The organism is Bacillus sp. cl96 (genome assembly GCF_900100505.1).
In the GTDB taxonomy this organism is placed as follows: Bacteria; Bacillota; Bacilli; order Bacillales; family Bacillaceae_G; genus Bacillus_A; species Bacillus_A cereus.
In genome coordinates, this window is the sequence record NZ_FNDM01000014.1 from 78,293 (window position 1) to 93,638 (window position 15,346).

Genomic DNA, 15,346 nt, shown 5'->3' on the forward strand with positions numbered 1-15,346 from the left:
AAAGGCTGTTCCAACATATGGACAGCCTTTTCATCTACTTCTTTACTTTTCTAACTCGCCCTCTTATTTCTCCTCTTTTTTGTGATTTCGTATGGACATTAACATATACATTTGCTTGAATAATTTCTTGAAGTAAATGTACAAATGATTTCCCTTGTAAAGGTCCCTCAAAATCCTCTACATTCACTACACCAGTAATACTTCCCTCGTTCAAACTAATCCCTTGCTCCAGTGGACCATACAAATATAAAACAACAGGACCAATTTGAGTAGACTTCCCTAAATGAATTTGACACGATGTAACCTTTTCTATATTTTTTAGTATTACTCTGTAATGCAATTTCGTTAAATCATCACTAAAAATAAACTCTGCTACCCCAAAAGCTTCTGTATTTACAGGAGGCACTTCCCTCTTACCTGTTAACCTGGCAAAGAAATGTGTTGTCATAAGGCATTCTCCTTATATAAATTTCCCAGCACTACTTCTACTACTTTATGGTTTAGACATAATCATTTATGACTTTTTCAATTTTTAATTACAAAGAAAAGATTCACAAAATCTTTACATTAAAATCGTTCCTGTAGATTGAAAGTCTCTTGTATAATGCACATAGAAAAACATTATAGGAGGTTATTTTGAAAAAAAACAAACACATCTTTCACACATTATTAGAGATTTTTCTCGTCTCATTTAAATTAGGACTTACTTCATTCGGCGGTCCTGTCGCTCATCTCGGCTATTTTCACCACGAATACGTGCAAAAAAGAAAATGGATGGATGAACGAAGCTATGGAGATTTAGTAGCGCTATGTCAATTCCTTCCTGGTCCTGCCAGCAGTCAAGTCGGTATGGGGGTTGGATTATTAAGAGGCGGACTATTAGGAGCTATTATTTCATGGATTGGATTCACTTTACCGTCTGTACTTGTTTTGGTTTTCTTCGCCTCATTCCTTAATCAGTTCGATCTTGGAAGTGCTGGCTGGATTCATGGACTAAAACTTGTAGCAGTAGCTATTGTCGCTCATGCCATATGGGGAATGGCCCGAAAGTTAACTCCAGATCGCAACCGTGCGACGATTGCGATTGTAACTGCCGCAATTGCCTTATTATGGCCAAGTAGTTGGACACAAATCATCCTTATTATAATATGTGGCTTTATCGGCTGGTTTTTATATCGCAACCAACCAATTAGCCAATCTCAAAATATAAAAGTACCTATTTCAAAAAAGATAGCAGTTTCTTGTCTCGTCTTATTCTTTGGACTATTACTGCTGCTACCGATATTAAGACCGTTTTCTTATTACATCGCTTTATTTGATAGTTTCTATCGTTCTGGCGCACTTGTATTTGGAGGAGGACACGTCGTGCTGCCCCTTCTTGAAGGTGAGTTCGTACAAAACGGAATGATGACGAAAGAACAGTTCCTAGCTGGATACGGATTAACACAAGCAGTACCAGGACCACTATTTACATTCGCCTCTTATATAGGAGCAGTATTAAACGGGACGCTTGGGGCAACACTCGCAACAATTGCGATTTTCCTCCCTGCTTTCTTACTCGTTATTGGTGTTTTACCATTTTGGAACAGTGTGAGAAAAATATCATTCATACAAGGCGCACTACTTGGTGTTAACGCCGCAGTTGTTGGTATTTTAATTGCCGCTTTTTACGATCCTATTTGGACGAGTACAGTTATAAATGCTTCAGATTTCGTTTTCGCTTCGCTTCTTTTTTGCTTACTAGCTTTTTGGAAAACACCACCTTGGGTTATCGTTATACTGGGAGCCTTTGGCGGATATATTCTGTCCATTTTATAAATAAAAAACGACGGCATGATGTAGCCGTCGTTTTTTCTATTAAAACTTCACAAGCTCTATGCCTTCTGGCAACTCACTCTCTGTTAAAATACGCAATTCCTTCACACGATCCATTACGTAAGAAGAACGCTTCACAAGCTCTGGATCAATATATGCTGGATGAACCATAATTTCTACCGTTTGTTCACCTTGTACTCTTTCTTTTAACTTCACAAAGTAATCTTCCGTCACACCATCCGCATAAAAGTCACTGTAAAACACATCAGAAAATGGATGCACCGCTCTATCTTCCTCACAACGACGAATCGGAACATTATATTTAGCCGCTAATCTCTCAAGAACATCATGTAAAATCGGTAAACCATGCACATGATGATGACTATCTAAATGAGTTGGTGTTAATCCGTAAGATAAAAACTTCTCAATTTGAGCAGTCCATTCTCTCTCAACTTCTTCTGGATTTATATTCCCTTCCCTTACAACACTTTGTTTATGAAACGATCCGTTTTCCCCTACGAGTGACGGTACATCCTTTAACAGTGGTTCTCCTGCCGTTAATACGAGATGTACGCCTACTCCGAGTAGGTTGTACTCTTTCGCTAAGCGTACCGCATGCTCTGTTCCTGGCATATTCATCATCATCGTCGTTGAATTTACAAGTCCATTTATATGCCCATCAATAATGCCGTAATTTGTACCTTCTGTAAGACCGAAATCATCTGCATTTACAATTAACTTAATCATCATAATACCTCCTAATAGAATAAAAAAAGCGGGCTAAATAGCGCCGCTTTTACTTCTCTACCTTTTTGAAGAACTGCGGAAGATACTCTTTATGTGCTTCCAACATTTCATCTAAAATTTGTTTTGCAACTTTATCTGATGGTACAAGTGGATTGATTGTCATAGCAAGCAGCGCCTTATGATAATCCCCTGTAACAGCAGCTTCAATTGTTGTGCGCTCAAATGATTTAATTTGTTGTACTAAACCGCGAACTGGTACTGGAAGGTCTCCAACTGCAATTGGTTTTGGGCCTTCTTTCGTAATAATACAGTTCACTTCAACAGCTGAATCATGTGGTAAGCTTGCAATTGTTCCGTTGTTTCGTGTATTAACAGGCTGGATATCACCTTTATTATTGTAAATAGACGTAATTAAGCTACATGCTGCATCACTATAATAAGCTCCGCCACGTTTTTCTAATTGTGGTGGTTTAATATCTAAGTTCGGGTCTTTATATAACTCAAATAAATCATTTTCTAATTGTTTTACTACTTCTGCACGTGTACCTTTTTCAACAGAAGCTTCTTTCTCTTCTTCTAACATTTCACGTGTTTTGTAGTAGTAACGGTGGTATGGACATGGAATTGCACGAAGTCCTCGAATAAAGTCTGGTTCCCAGTTAAGCGCTGCGATATTTTCCATCGTAATTTGCTTTTCTGGATCTGTCACAAGCTCTAACACACGGTCCATTACACTCACGCCATCTAAATATACGTCTAATCCATATACCATATGATTTAAACCTGCGAAATCAACGTGAACACGACTCGCATCTACTTCAAGTAATTTTGCAAGACCCATACGAATTCCGATTGGAACGTTACATAGACCAACCACTCTTTGAATATTTGTATAACGAAGGACAGCTTCTGTTACCATACCAGCTGGGTTTGCAAAGTTAATTAACCATGCATTCGGACAAAGCTCCTCCATATCCTTACAAATATCTAAAATAACAGGAATCGTTCTCAACGCTTTGAATAAACCACCAGGACCATTCGTTTCCTGACCGATTACATCATATTTTAATGGGATTGCTTCATCTTTTGCACGTGCTTCTAATAAACCAACGCGAAGTTGTGTTGTTACGAAGTCAGCATCTTTTAATGCCTCGCGACGATCAAGTGTTAAATGTACCTCGATTGGTAAACCTGATTTTTTCACCATACGTTTCGCTAAGTTACCAACGATTTCTAACTTTTCTTTTCCTGCCTCAATATCTACTAACCAAATTTCACGAACAGGCAGTTCATCATAACGCTTAATAAATCCTTCAATTAACTCTGGTGTATAACTAGATCCACCGCCGATTGTAGCAATTTTAATTCCAGTCATGTTTTATTCCCCTTTCGCTTCAAGCTTTTTATAAAGATCGATAAACTCTGCTGCTAATTCTTTCACTGTAATCGCATTCATTAAATGATCTTGTGCGTGAATTAAAAGAACACTAACCTCTGTTTTTTCTCCTCTTGCTTCTGATTGTATGAGCTCTGTTTGGAAATGATGCGCTTCATTAATCGCTTCTTTTGCCTTTACCATCGCTTCATCTGCTTCTACCATTTTCCCCTGTTTGGCAAATTGAAGTGCCTCCATCGCAAAGCTTCGTGCGTTACCACTATTTAAAATCAATTGGAATGGAATTTGTTCTGCTGTAGTCATCATAATTACCGCCCTCTCTATAAGGTTCAACCGATTTAAATACCCCTTCAGTTTGAACATTTCTATTACATTATTATTTTATGAATGATAGTTTGGTGTTCTTGTAGATGAGTTTCATCTTTTTGAACATGATATAAAGGTAATTGTTCTCACAGATCATGTTGTCTGTGAGAACAATTATTATGTTACATAGGTACAGAGTTGTTATTTCCTTGTGCTGCTTTTTCAGTACGAATAACTGAGCGATCGCATGCGACAACGAATGGGAAGTAAATCGCCATTGCAATAACAAAGTTGAATAATTGTAAAATCGCACCAGAAGGATGTAAACCTGTTACAAGATATCCACTAATAATTGGTGGAACGTTCCATGGAACCATCGCTACTGTTTTTGGTACCCATCCTAAGTAAATTGCTGTATAAGATGTAATAACTAACACAACAGGTGTTAATACGAATGGGATGAATAAAATTGGATTTAAAACAATTGGTGTACCAAAGATTACTGGTTCATTAATGTTGAATGCACCTGGCCCAATCGATAGGCGAGATACACCACGTAATTGTGCACTTTTCGCTACAATTAATACAACAACTAAGAATGCTAATGTTGCACCAGAACCACCAAGATATACGAAAGTATCAAAGAATGGTTTTGTAACAATATTTGGAACATCAAATGCAGATGTACCATCTTGGAATAACTTAATATTTTTCTCTAATGCCGGTAAGTAAAGTGGCTCAATAATACCCCCAACAATATTTGGACCATGTAAACCAAAGAACCAAAGTACATGTACTAATAATGCAATAACAATTGCACTTGGTAGCGTACCCGCTAAACCTTGTAATGGGACTTGTAACGTATTAAAGATATACTCATGAACACTTGTACCTGCTAGTTTTACTGCTAATTGAATACTTGCAACACCTGTTAAAATCACAAATGCTGGAACTAACGCAGCGAAAGATTTCATTACTGCTGGTGGTACACCGTCAGGCATTTTAATTGTAATGTTTCTTTGTACGAAGAATCTAAATACCTCTGTAACTAAGATTGCAACAATTAATGATACGAATAAACCTTGTGCACCAGTCCAAGCTAAGTTTAAACCGCCCTCTTTTGGTGTTGTTGGTGTAAGAATAACTAAAGCACCAAATGAAATAATACCAGCTGACAATCCATCAACACCGTAAGATTTTGCTAAGTTATAACTTGTGGTAACCGCAACCATCAGAGCTAATACCCCAAAGGATCCTGTCCACATGCCACCACCAATTTGTGTCCAAGTTTCACCGAATAAATCTTTCATAAAATCTTGGAATGCTGGAATTGGTAAACCATTAACTAGTACTGCCATAGAACCCACTAAAATAAGTGGCATAACTGCAATAAATCCGTCACGGATCGCAGCTAAGTGACGTTGCGACCCGATTTTACCAGCAATCGGAACCATGTACTTCTCCATAAATGCAATAAATTTTTGCATTTCGCTTCCCCCCTAATTATTTTTTAAGTGTTAATGCATGATCTAAAACTGCTTCTCCATTCATCATGCCGTAGTGCATTGGATTAATAACGTCGATTCCAACGTTTTTCTCATCAGCAAGCGTTTTCATTGAAGAAAGCATGTAACGAACTTGTGGTCCTAATAATAATACATCTGCTTGATCGATATTTGTTTTTACTGCATCCCCAGATACAGCCCAAATCTTTCCTTCTAGACCGCGAGCTTTTGCAGCCGCTTCCATTTTTGTAACTAGTAAACTTGTAGACATCCCTGCTGAGCAACATAATAAAATATTCATTTGAAAATCCCCCTTGTGTAGTATAAAAAATTTATGTTTTATTTATTTTTCTTTACGCTATTTATTAATGCAATTAGCGTGCCAACTTTTTAAAACCACTAAAATCAGTGCTTTTTCGAGCATTTTCTTTGTGTGTTAACGCTTTCAATTAGTGTGTCGTCTAAAAAACACACAGTGTGTTATAAAACAACACGCTTTTAACACATAACTGTATGAAAATAGATTAGTGTTTAGTTGTCTAGTTATGTTTAATATGAAAAAACACTAAAAAAATTTTTTATCGTAGAAATCTAGTAAAAAACAACATTTTCTTGAGCTCAGTCTTCTATCTATTCTATTGTCCAAGCATACTCTACTAGATTACATAAAATAAAATAGAATAAAATAACACAATTCGAAAGGGGATTCCTATGCCAAAACATAGAAAACAAAGCAAAATAAAGATTTATAGAATAACAAGCTATAAAAAAGACAAGCGTTCTGAATTAGACTCTGACAAATTTGAACTAGAACAGCAGGACAAGCATGATATACAAGACAAACAGGACAAACAGGATGAGCAGAATAAGCAAGATAAGCAAGTACAATCGGAAAATGTAACTATAGTACCTACAGATTCACACAGCTTAGATGTGTGGGATGAAATTTCTCTAAAGGAAATACAAGCTGGTGAACATACGAGCCTATTTGAAGAAAAGAGTAATTATCAAAATATTAATTTAGTCCAAGTAAACGATGTTCGCTTATACTTGGACAAGCAACTACAATTCAGTTCCGTTGATGAGCAAATTTATCATGAAGCACTTGTACATCCGATTATGGCAAAAGTAATTGATCCAAAACGTGTTCTCATATTAGGTGGTGGCGATGGCCTTGCCTTACGAGAAGTTTTGAAATATGAAACTGTGCTACATGTAGACCTTGTTGATTTAGACGAGACAATGATTAATATGGCACGTAATGTTCCAGAAATAGTATCTTTAAACAAAAATGCTTTTTTTGATAATCGTGTGAACGTGCACGTATGCGATGCAAAAGAATTTCTAAATTCACCTTCATCTTTATACGATGTAATCATTATTGATTTTCCAGACCCAGCGACAGAATTATTAAGTACTTTATATACAAGCGAACTATTTGCTCGTATAGCTACATTCTTAACAGAAGATGGGGCTTTCGTCTGTCAATCTAATTCACCTGCTGATGCACCTCTAGTATATTGGAGTATTGGTAATACAATTGAACACGCTGGATTAACTGTGAAGAGTTATCATACAATCGTTCCTTCTTTCGGAACTGACTGGGGATTTCATCTTGCTACTAATTCTGCACATGTACTCGATCAAATTGAACAATTATATGTAGTACCAACTCCTCGAACATTGCCTGCTCTTCTTTTTCCTTTATTTCAATTTAAAGAAGAACATCTAGAACAACGTAACCTCGCTCTTTTAAATTCAGAATCAAATCTTATCTTACATCAATGCTACAAACAGGAAATGAAGTTTTGACAATATTATAATAAGGAGTGCTACCCTATGGAATATTCTACTTTTGGCAAGCATATAATAGTAGATTTGTGGGGAGTGGACTTTTCCCTATTAGATGATATGCACTTTTTAGAATATCATCTAGTTACAGCTGCAGATTACTCTGGTGCCCATGTTTTAAACGTAAGTAAAAAAGAGTTCCAGCCATATGGTGTTACTGTATTAGTGTTATTATCAGAAAGCCATCTTTCCATTCACACTTACCCGGAACAAAATTTTGCGGCTATTGACTGTTATACTTGCGGTACAACCGTTGAACCACAAATAGCGATTGATTATATCGTAAATATATTAAAACCGGAACGGATGCATATAAAAAGATTAATTCGTGGTATAGGAGAAATTGTTACTGCCGATTAATTATAACTCTTACTCATCCGAAAAAAGGAGGATTGTAAAATACCATCAGTGGGATGAACATTCCACTGATGGTACAGGCACATACATAAAATGAAATTTTAATTAGTGGAAGTTTTACTGCCCGTTAATTCGAGATAAAAAAACCTTGCATAAGCAAGGTTCATTCATCCACCGACATCTTCCTATATAACTCTACAAACTCACTCGCTAATTCTTTCACCGTAATTGCATTCATTAAATGGTCTTGTGCGTGTACCATTAAAAGAGTAACTTCGGTCTTTTCACCACCAGCTTCTTTCTGGATAAGCTCCGTTTGTACACGGTGCGCCTCTTTTAATTCCTCTAGTGCTTCTTGTAATTTAGCTTCAGCTTCTGTAAACTCCCCACGCTTCGCACAATCAATTGCTTCCATTGAACAACTTCTCGCGTTTCCCCCATGCAAGATTAAATGAAAAGCTTTCGTCTCTATCGTATCCATTTTAGTTCTTTACTCCCCCTTTTCTTCCGCCAGTTTTTGTTTATCCCATATTTTTAAGAACGGTAAATAAATGAAGAATGCTAGCGCAAAGTTAACAAGTTGTAAAATAACACCTGAAATTTTCCCGCCCGATCCTAAATATCCACTAAAAAGAATAGGTGTCGTCCAAGGTACAGCGGCCCCACTCGGACGTGCGACCCATCCCCATTCCATTGCAAAGTACGAAACAATTGTTAACACAACTGGAACTAATATAAATGGAATTAGTAAAAGTGGGTTCATCACAATCGGCATACCAAAAGTTACCATCTCATTAATATTAAATATACCAGGTGCAATTGACAATCTCCCTAAACTTTTTAATTGTTGACTTCGTGCAAATAGTAACATTCCGACAACTAGAGCAAGCGTTGCACCAGAACCGCCCATATAAATCCATAAGTCAAAAAACTGTGCCGTAATCGTATTTGGTACATCTTGCCCAGCTTGAAAAGCGACTCGGTTTTGATCCATTAACGACAACCAAACGGGGCTCATTACACCACCAACAATAGTAGCACCATGAATTCCACACGACCAAAGAACATGAACGAGAATAACTGCTATTATTGCGCCCCAAAGACTAGCACCAAGTACACTAAGTGGTTCCTGTAAAATTTGTCCTACAATATTATGGATACTGCCAAAAGAAGTATTTTCTATAATTAAGCGTAAAATCCAAATAACTGTTACAACAATAAATCCTGGAACAAGTGCTGCAAATGAACGCGTGACAGCTGGTGGAACTGTCTCTGGCATCTTTATAATTATCTTTTTTTGTACAATAAATCGATACAGTTCAGTAGATATAAGTGCAATAATCATTGCTACAAATAACCCTTGGCTTCCCATTAATGCAGCTGGGATAGCGCCTTCTACAAGTACACTTTCTTTTGTACTTGGTATAATATATGCAACTTGAAATGGCGTCGCAAGTAAAAACGTCACAAGCGACAATGCCCCGGATGCTAAAGCATCCACTTTATAATACTCTCCAAGCCTGTAAGCGATTCCAAAAACAGCTATTAAAGCCATTATATTAAAAGTTGCACTAACTGGATACCCTAAAGCTCTCTGCCAATTCTCACCAAACAAACCTGCCATAAACTCGTTATATCCGGGTATTGGCAGTGCACTAATAATGAGGAAAAACGATCCAATAATTAAGAAAGGCATCGTTAAAATAATTCCATCTCGAATTGCTTGTAAATGCCTCTGCTCTGCAACCTTCCCTGCTACTGGCATCACGTACTTCTCTAAAAACCGTATCATCTATCCCACTCTCCTCATGGTTTCATTGACAAAGCTGCTTGCAAGATAGCTTCTCCATTACAAAGTCCGTAATGAACGGATTGAATGACATCAACAGGTATCCCTTTATCCTTACATAATTCTTTCATTTTCGGTAATAAATAACGTACTTGCGGTCCAAGTAAAAGGACATCAGCTTTATCAATATGACTATTCACTTCAGAACCTGATACTGCCCAGATTTTCACTTCTATCCCTCTTGCCTCTGCTGCTTTCTCCATCTTTGTAACAATCAAACTGGAAGACATTCCCGCTGCACAGCAAAGTAAAATATTCATCCCGCTTCCCTCCCCTTTTTTCTCTACCTAAATTATGGTGCACTCCTTGCCACCACTAGGTTACAAATATATATGTCTAGATTTCCTGCTGTATGCCGAGCTTAAAAACAAAAATTTCTTGGTTTTCGCGCTATTCCATCTATCCGTATTCTCCTAGTAAAGAGAACTCTAACTCGCTATAATGATTCAGTATGACTTTTTTTAATTGATAGGAGGATATATTTATGAAGGCATATCGCTTTCCACTTATTTTATTATCTTCTATCCTAATTGGTGGTTTCATTGGTTATTTCATGGGTGCCGATGCAGTTGCTTTAAAGCCGCTTGGTGACATTTTCTTAAACTTAATGTTTACGATTGTTGTACCTCTAGTGTTCTTTAGCATCGCATCGTCTATTGCTAATATGGATGGATTAAAACGTTTCGGTAAAATTATGTCTAGTATGGCTGGGACTTTCTTATTTACAAGTATTTTAGCTGCTATTTTTATGATTATTGTTGTGAAAATATTCCCGCCAGCACAAGGTGTTGTACTAGAACTAACACAACCTGACAAAGCCGGCAAAGCTGTTAGTGTTGCAGATCAAATCGTCGGTATTTTAACAGTATCTGACTTCTCGAAGTTACTATCTCGTGAAAATATGTTAGCTCTTATTTTCTTCTCTATCTTAATGGGGATTGCAACTTCAGCAGTTGGCGAAAAAGGAAAGCCATTCGCTACATTCCTACAGGCTGGTGCAGAGATTTCAATGAAGGTTGTATCTTTCATTATGTACTACGCCCCAATCGGACTTGCTGCTTACTTCGCAGCATTAGTTGGTGAATTCGGACCGCAGCTTCTTGGAACTTACTTCCGAGCAGCAATGGTATACTATCCAGCGTCTCTCATTTACTTCTTTGTATTCTTTACGTTCTATGCATACCTTGCAGGTCGCAAGCAAGGTGTACAAGTATTTTGGAAGAACATGGTCTCTCCTACAGTTACATCTCTTGCAACTTGTAGTAGTGCTGCAAGTATTCCAGCGAACTTAGAAGCAACGAAGAAAATGGGTATTTCTTCTGACGTTCGTGAAACAGTTGTCCTTCTTGGATCTACACTTCATAAAGACGGCTCTGTTTTAGGGGGCGTATTAAAAATTGCTTTCTTATTCGGTATTTTCAACATGGAATTTGAAGGACCGAAAACATTAGCAATCGCACTTGTTGTTTCTTTATTAGTAGGAACAGTAATGGGCGCTATTCCAGGCGGTGGTATGATTGGTGAAATGTTAATCGTATCTCTATACGGTTTCCCGCCAGAAGCACTGCCAATTATCGCAGCAATTAGTACAATCATTGATCCACCTGCAACGATGTTAAACGTAACAGCAGATAACGCTTGTGCGGTAATGACAGCTCGCCTTGTAGAAGGTAAGAATTGGATCAAAAACAAATTTGCTTAATAGAAAGAGGATGCTCGTTTAGGACATCCTCTTTTTGTCTTTATTTATTGATTAGTCGATACCACTCATTCTCTCTCGCCACAAATTTGTTACAATCTTCACAAATATTCCACATCCATTATCCATTCTCCGTACTATAATCATGTATGGAAAAGGAGATGGAAATAATGACACAAAGCGCACCTGAATTTAAAGTTTTGCAAAGCATTGCATTTCTCGCTGTCGTTTTGCAAAGTTCCTTATTATATACAATGAATCAAGGAAATGTCTTACTTGAGCAATCCCTCATTATGGGCATGCTATTTAATCTTGCAAAATTCTCAGCACCAGCATTCATATTTATCGTTGGATTTCACTTAATTCGTCACTATACGAAGCAATTAGTATATAAAGAATATATTTCTGAAAAAGCGACACACTTACTCATTCCTTATTTCTTTTGGTCTATTCTTTACTTATTAACAACAAATGATCTTATTACATTACAAGGCGGAATAAAAAGTTTATTACTCGGAACAGCCGCGCCCCATCTTTGGTACGTTATTATGATGTTCCAAATTCACTTATTGTTCCCTTTACTATGCACACTTTTTTATTGGTTTCAAAAACGAACAGAAAATAAAAAAGACATATATAAATATATGACCTTTTTCGCTTGCCTATATTTTCTATTAATGTGGTTCTCTTCTCACTATATTTTTAATGGAGAAAAATTAACAAGCTCAACAATTTTACATTATACAGATCGATCATTTCTATTCTACTCATTCTATTTCGTTATGGGTGGCATTGCCGCTGTAGCACTAAAAACTTGGCGTCTATTCGTCATGAAACATATCCCGCTTATAACAATATTATTTTTCATCTTATTTTTATTCATCAATTATGAGTTGTTTAGTTTTTACGGAGCAAACTCTATTCATTTAACTGTTTCTACCTATTTAAAGCCATCTATGTTTTTATATATCGTATGCGAAATTATCATACTGTATGTGTTATCTATTATGATAGTACAGCGTCGTGGTTTCTTATATAAAACGTTACGTTTCATTGGAAATTACACGTATGGTGCTTATTTAGCTCATTTATTCTTCTTGCAACTATGCACAAAGTTTCTTTCTTTATTCACACTGCAAGAAAATACTATATTATATAGCCTATTACTATTTGTGTTAACGGCTATTATCTCTATTTCAACAATGGTCATTTGTAGCACAATACCATTTCATACTTGGATTACAGGTCCTTCTCCTACAACAAAGATGAAATGGACGAAGGTTGTATTCCGAAAAAATCATAAAAAACTATTCAAGCCATATATTTGATATAATGATACGCATATAAAAAGAAAGCGAGAGACACCTATGATTAATCAAGTTGGACAAATTATGCTATATGTAAATAACCAAGACGAAACAGTACAATTTTGGACAGAAAAAGTAGGGTTCCAAATCATTGCGGAAGAAAATAACGGAAATGGCTTCCGCTGGATTGAAATTGCACCGGCGAAAGAAGCAGGAACAAGCATCGTCCTTCACGATAAAGCGTTAATCGCGAAGATGCAACCTGAACTAAACCTAAATACACCTTCACTTATGTTCTTCTCAAATGACTTAGACCGTCTATATAAAGATCTTTCTGAGAAAAATGTCACAGTTGGACAGGTTGTAGATTTACCTACTGGTAGAGCATTCAACTTTGCTGATAATGAAAATAATTACTTTGCAGTAATGGAACGTAAATAAAAAATAAGCTATCCGAAAAAATCGGATAGCTTATTTCATTTTAAGAAACTTGTTCTGCATTCGTTTCTTTATGCTGTATATGACTCGTGATCCAAGCAATTCCACCGGCAACAACGAGATAACATAACAATATTAAAATTTGCATTTGTAATTGCGACCAATCTCCTAAAGAAATAACATCTTGTAATCCTCTAAGAGAATGGGACATTGGGAGAAATTGTCCAATTTTACTAAGAACAGCTATATTTAATTCTCCTGGGAAAGTACCTCCGCTCGTCGCTAATTGCAGGACAAGAAGGGTTACCGCTAAGAACTTTCCAACAAGACCAAATACTGTTACTAACATAAGAATAAATGTCATGAACGTAAAGGAAATAACAATACTTGATAAAACAAAGAGTGGCACACTTGCGACTTCTAATTTCATAACACCTAGCACAACTACATCTACGAGTAGCGCTTGAATAAGTCCAATTAAATATACCAATCCTAGTTTATTAATAAAATGTACCGTTCCGCTTACCTTCATATTTTGTCTGCGGCCAAGAGGTAAAATATTCGATGCCATAATTCCGCCAACATAAAATGCAAGTGATAAGAAATATGGCGCAATGCCTGAACCGTAGTTAGGAACGTCAGAAACTGTTGACTTCACTAACTGAACTGGCTCTGAGAACATCGTATTATGTGCATCATCATTACGAACATCCGCTATCTTCTCTGCGCCCTCTCCCAATTTCGTAGAAAGTTCTTTCGCACCATCATCAAGTTTAACAAGTCCATTTGTTAATTTACCAGCACCGTTATTCAGCTCCGTTCCACCACTCGCAAGCTGATTTACACCTTCTTGCAATGATGTAAACCCATTTCCCCACTTCGTAAATCCATCAGCCAAATTCGATGCACCATCTGCTATCTTTTTCGTTCCAGCAGTAGCTTCATTTAACTTAACTCCGAATGTATTCATGCCTTCTTCAATCTTATGTTGACCGTCAGCAATCTTCTTCGCACCTTGTGTCAATTGTTGTTGGCTATTATTTAAAGTATTTGTTGCTTTAGCTAGTCCATCAGACGTAGCAACAATTTTTTGAAAAGCGGGATCTTGCTGCACTTCTGGATGATTTTTCACGTACTCTTCTAATTGTTGTTTTACACTATTTGCCGCATTGTCCGCTTTCGCTTGCCCTTCAGCAAGTTTTTCATTTCCATTCACCCATTCATTTGTACCAGCACTTAATTCACTAATTCCTGATTGTAACGTTTTTTCACCTTGTGCTAGTAATTCCATACCACTATGAAGTGATGTCGCTCCTTGACTCAGCTCATTTGCTCCCCCGGTTAAAGCAGATTGACTGGATGCAAGCTTGTCACTTCCTTCTTTCAATTTCGATGTCCCATTACTTAAACGATCAATACCATCCGCAAGCTGATTCGCTCCATTTCTTGCATCGGTCGTTCCTTCATGTAACTTCTCAGCACCATTACTTGCATCACTCAATCCTTGTGCCAAATCTTGAAACTTTGAAAAGACACCTTCTGTATAAGATTTCGTAATACTATTCGAGATTTTTGTTTTCATATTTTCAACAGCTGTCGTTCCAATTTGAGCTGCTACAAAGTTTTTACCTGGATTTACTTTGTACTGCAACTTTGCCGGCTCTGGTTTCTCATCCATAAGTGTACTTACCTTTTTAGAGAAATTCTCTGGAATCGTAACAACCATATAATATTTATCTTCTTTTAACCCTTCATCTGCATTTTTTTCTGATACGAAATGAAAAGCTAGTTCCTTATTCTCTTTTAAATTTTTAACAAAATCGTCTCCTGCATGAATTGTTTTTTCATCCATCATAGCACCCTTATCTAAGTTCACAACTGCAACAGGTAATTTATCTAATCTTCCGTACGGATCCCAATATCCAGCTAAAAAGAATCCTGAATAAATTAACGGAACGATTAATAAAAAAATTAAAGCGATACGTCCATGTTTATGGTGCCACATCGCTTTCCAATCTTTAAATATAAGTTGAATTCCCTTCATGAAACATACTCCTTCTCCGAATTTAACACCAT

16 protein-coding genes are annotated in these 15,346 nt (G+C 36.9%); 6 read left to right on the forward strand and 10 right to left on the reverse strand.

The window, feature by feature from the left end; translation table 11 throughout:
• Positions 1–34: 34 nt before the first annotated feature.
• Positions 35–448, reverse strand: coding sequence for an exosporium regulatory protein ExsM (exsM, locus tag BLT20_RS24515; protein WP_000207046.1), 414 nt, complete (start codon positions 446–448; stop codon positions 35–37).
• 188 nt (positions 449–636) lie between these two features.
• On the opposite strand from exsM, the gene BLT20_RS24520 reads away from it, so the two are divergent.
• A complete protein-coding gene (locus BLT20_RS24520) occupies positions 637–1,818 on the forward strand; it encodes a chromate transporter (RefSeq protein ID WP_000739644.1) in 1,182 nt (393 codons plus the stop codon).
• Between the two features lie 39 nt (positions 1,819–1,857).
• On the opposite strand, the gene chbG is transcribed toward BLT20_RS24520, so the two are convergent.
• The 5 genes from chbG to BLT20_RS24545 form a co-directional block, all read right to left on the reverse strand.
• Entirely contained in the window at positions 1,858–2,562 is a 705-nt protein-coding gene (gene chbG, locus BLT20_RS24525) for a chitin disaccharide deacetylase (protein ID WP_000593496.1), read from the reverse strand.
• A gap of 49 nt (positions 2,563–2,611) precedes the next feature.
• Positions 2,612–3,937, reverse strand: a complete 1,326-nt coding sequence (gene celF, locus BLT20_RS24530; RefSeq protein ID WP_000145750.1) for a 6-phospho-beta-glucosidase — start codon at positions 3,935–3,937, stop codon at positions 2,612–2,614.
• 3 nt (positions 3,938–3,940) lie between these two features.
• Positions 3,941–4,264: a PTS lactose/cellobiose transporter subunit IIA gene (locus BLT20_RS24535; RefSeq protein WP_000989059.1), complete on the reverse strand. Its 324-nt coding sequence runs from the start codon at positions 4,262–4,264 to the stop codon at positions 3,941–3,943.
• A 182-nt stretch (positions 4,265–4,446) separates the two neighbouring features.
• A complete protein-coding gene (celB, locus tag BLT20_RS24540) occupies positions 4,447–5,751 on the reverse strand; it encodes a PTS cellobiose transporter subunit IIC (RefSeq protein ID WP_001168855.1) in 1,305 nt (434 codons plus the stop codon).
• A gap of 16 nt (positions 5,752–5,767) precedes the next feature.
• On the reverse strand, positions 5,768–6,070 hold the full coding sequence (locus BLT20_RS24545; RefSeq protein ID WP_001023567.1) for a PTS sugar transporter subunit IIB: 303 nt from the start codon (positions 6,068–6,070) through the stop codon (positions 5,768–5,770).
• A gap of 410 nt (positions 6,071–6,480) precedes the next feature.
• Between BLT20_RS24545 and BLT20_RS24550 the strand changes: the two genes are divergently transcribed.
• Both BLT20_RS24550 and speD read left to right on the forward strand, forming a co-directional pair.
• Complete coding sequence (locus BLT20_RS24550; protein WP_001123966.1) at positions 6,481–7,581, forward strand: polyamine aminopropyltransferase; 1,101 nt, start codon at positions 6,481–6,483, stop codon at positions 7,579–7,581.
• A gap of 27 nt (positions 7,582–7,608) precedes the next feature.
• A complete protein-coding gene (gene speD, locus BLT20_RS24555; protein WP_000456821.1) occupies positions 7,609–7,980 on the forward strand; it encodes an adenosylmethionine decarboxylase in 372 nt (123 codons plus the stop codon).
• Between the two features lie 160 nt (positions 7,981–8,140).
• Here the strand turns inward: speD and BLT20_RS24560 are convergent, their stop codons facing one another.
• From BLT20_RS24560 to BLT20_RS24570, 3 genes are read right to left on the reverse strand one after another with little or no spacing between them, the layout of a single operon-like run.
• Positions 8,141–8,458, reverse strand: coding sequence for a PTS sugar transporter subunit IIA (locus BLT20_RS24560; protein ID WP_000379645.1), 318 nt, complete (start codon positions 8,456–8,458; stop codon positions 8,141–8,143).
• Between the two features lie 9 nt (positions 8,459–8,467).
• Positions 8,468–9,769 carry a PTS cellobiose transporter subunit IIC gene (celB, locus tag BLT20_RS24565; protein WP_000617789.1) on the reverse strand — a complete coding sequence of 434 codons (1,302 nt, stop codon included), beginning with the start codon at positions 9,767–9,769 and terminating at the stop codon, positions 8,468–8,470.
• A gap of 14 nt (positions 9,770–9,783) precedes the next feature.
• Positions 9,784–10,086 carry a PTS sugar transporter subunit IIB gene (locus tag BLT20_RS24570; RefSeq protein WP_001023543.1) on the reverse strand — a complete coding sequence of 101 codons (303 nt, stop codon included), beginning with the start codon at positions 10,084–10,086 and terminating at the stop codon, positions 9,784–9,786.
• A gap of 224 nt (positions 10,087–10,310) precedes the next feature.
• Between BLT20_RS24570 and BLT20_RS24575 the strand changes: the two genes are divergently transcribed.
• The 3 genes from BLT20_RS24575 to BLT20_RS24585 all read left to right on the forward strand — a co-directional run bounded on the left by BLT20_RS24575 (position 10,311) and on the right by BLT20_RS24585 (position 13,273).
• The gene (locus BLT20_RS24575) at positions 10,311–11,528 is read left to right on the forward strand and encodes a dicarboxylate/amino acid:cation symporter (protein ID WP_000649362.1); all 1,218 of its coding nucleotides are present in this window, start codon (positions 10,311–10,313) and stop codon (positions 11,526–11,528) included.
• Positions 11,529–11,695: 167 nt separating this feature from the next.
• A complete protein-coding gene (locus tag BLT20_RS24580; protein ID WP_000194332.1) occupies positions 11,696–12,853 on the forward strand; it encodes an acyltransferase in 1,158 nt (385 codons plus the stop codon).
• 39 nt (positions 12,854–12,892) lie between these two features.
• Complete coding sequence (locus tag BLT20_RS24585) at positions 12,893–13,273, forward strand: VOC family protein (RefSeq protein ID WP_000610162.1); 381 nt, start codon at positions 12,893–12,895, stop codon at positions 13,271–13,273.
• Positions 13,274–13,313: 40 nt separating this feature from the next.
• On the opposite strand, the gene BLT20_RS24590 is transcribed toward BLT20_RS24585, so the two are convergent.
• The gene (locus BLT20_RS24590; RefSeq protein WP_000676351.1) at positions 13,314–15,314 is read right to left on the reverse strand and encodes a YhgE/Pip domain-containing protein; all 2,001 of its coding nucleotides are present in this window, start codon (positions 15,312–15,314) and stop codon (positions 13,314–13,316) included.
• Positions 15,315–15,346: the final 32 nt, after the last annotated feature.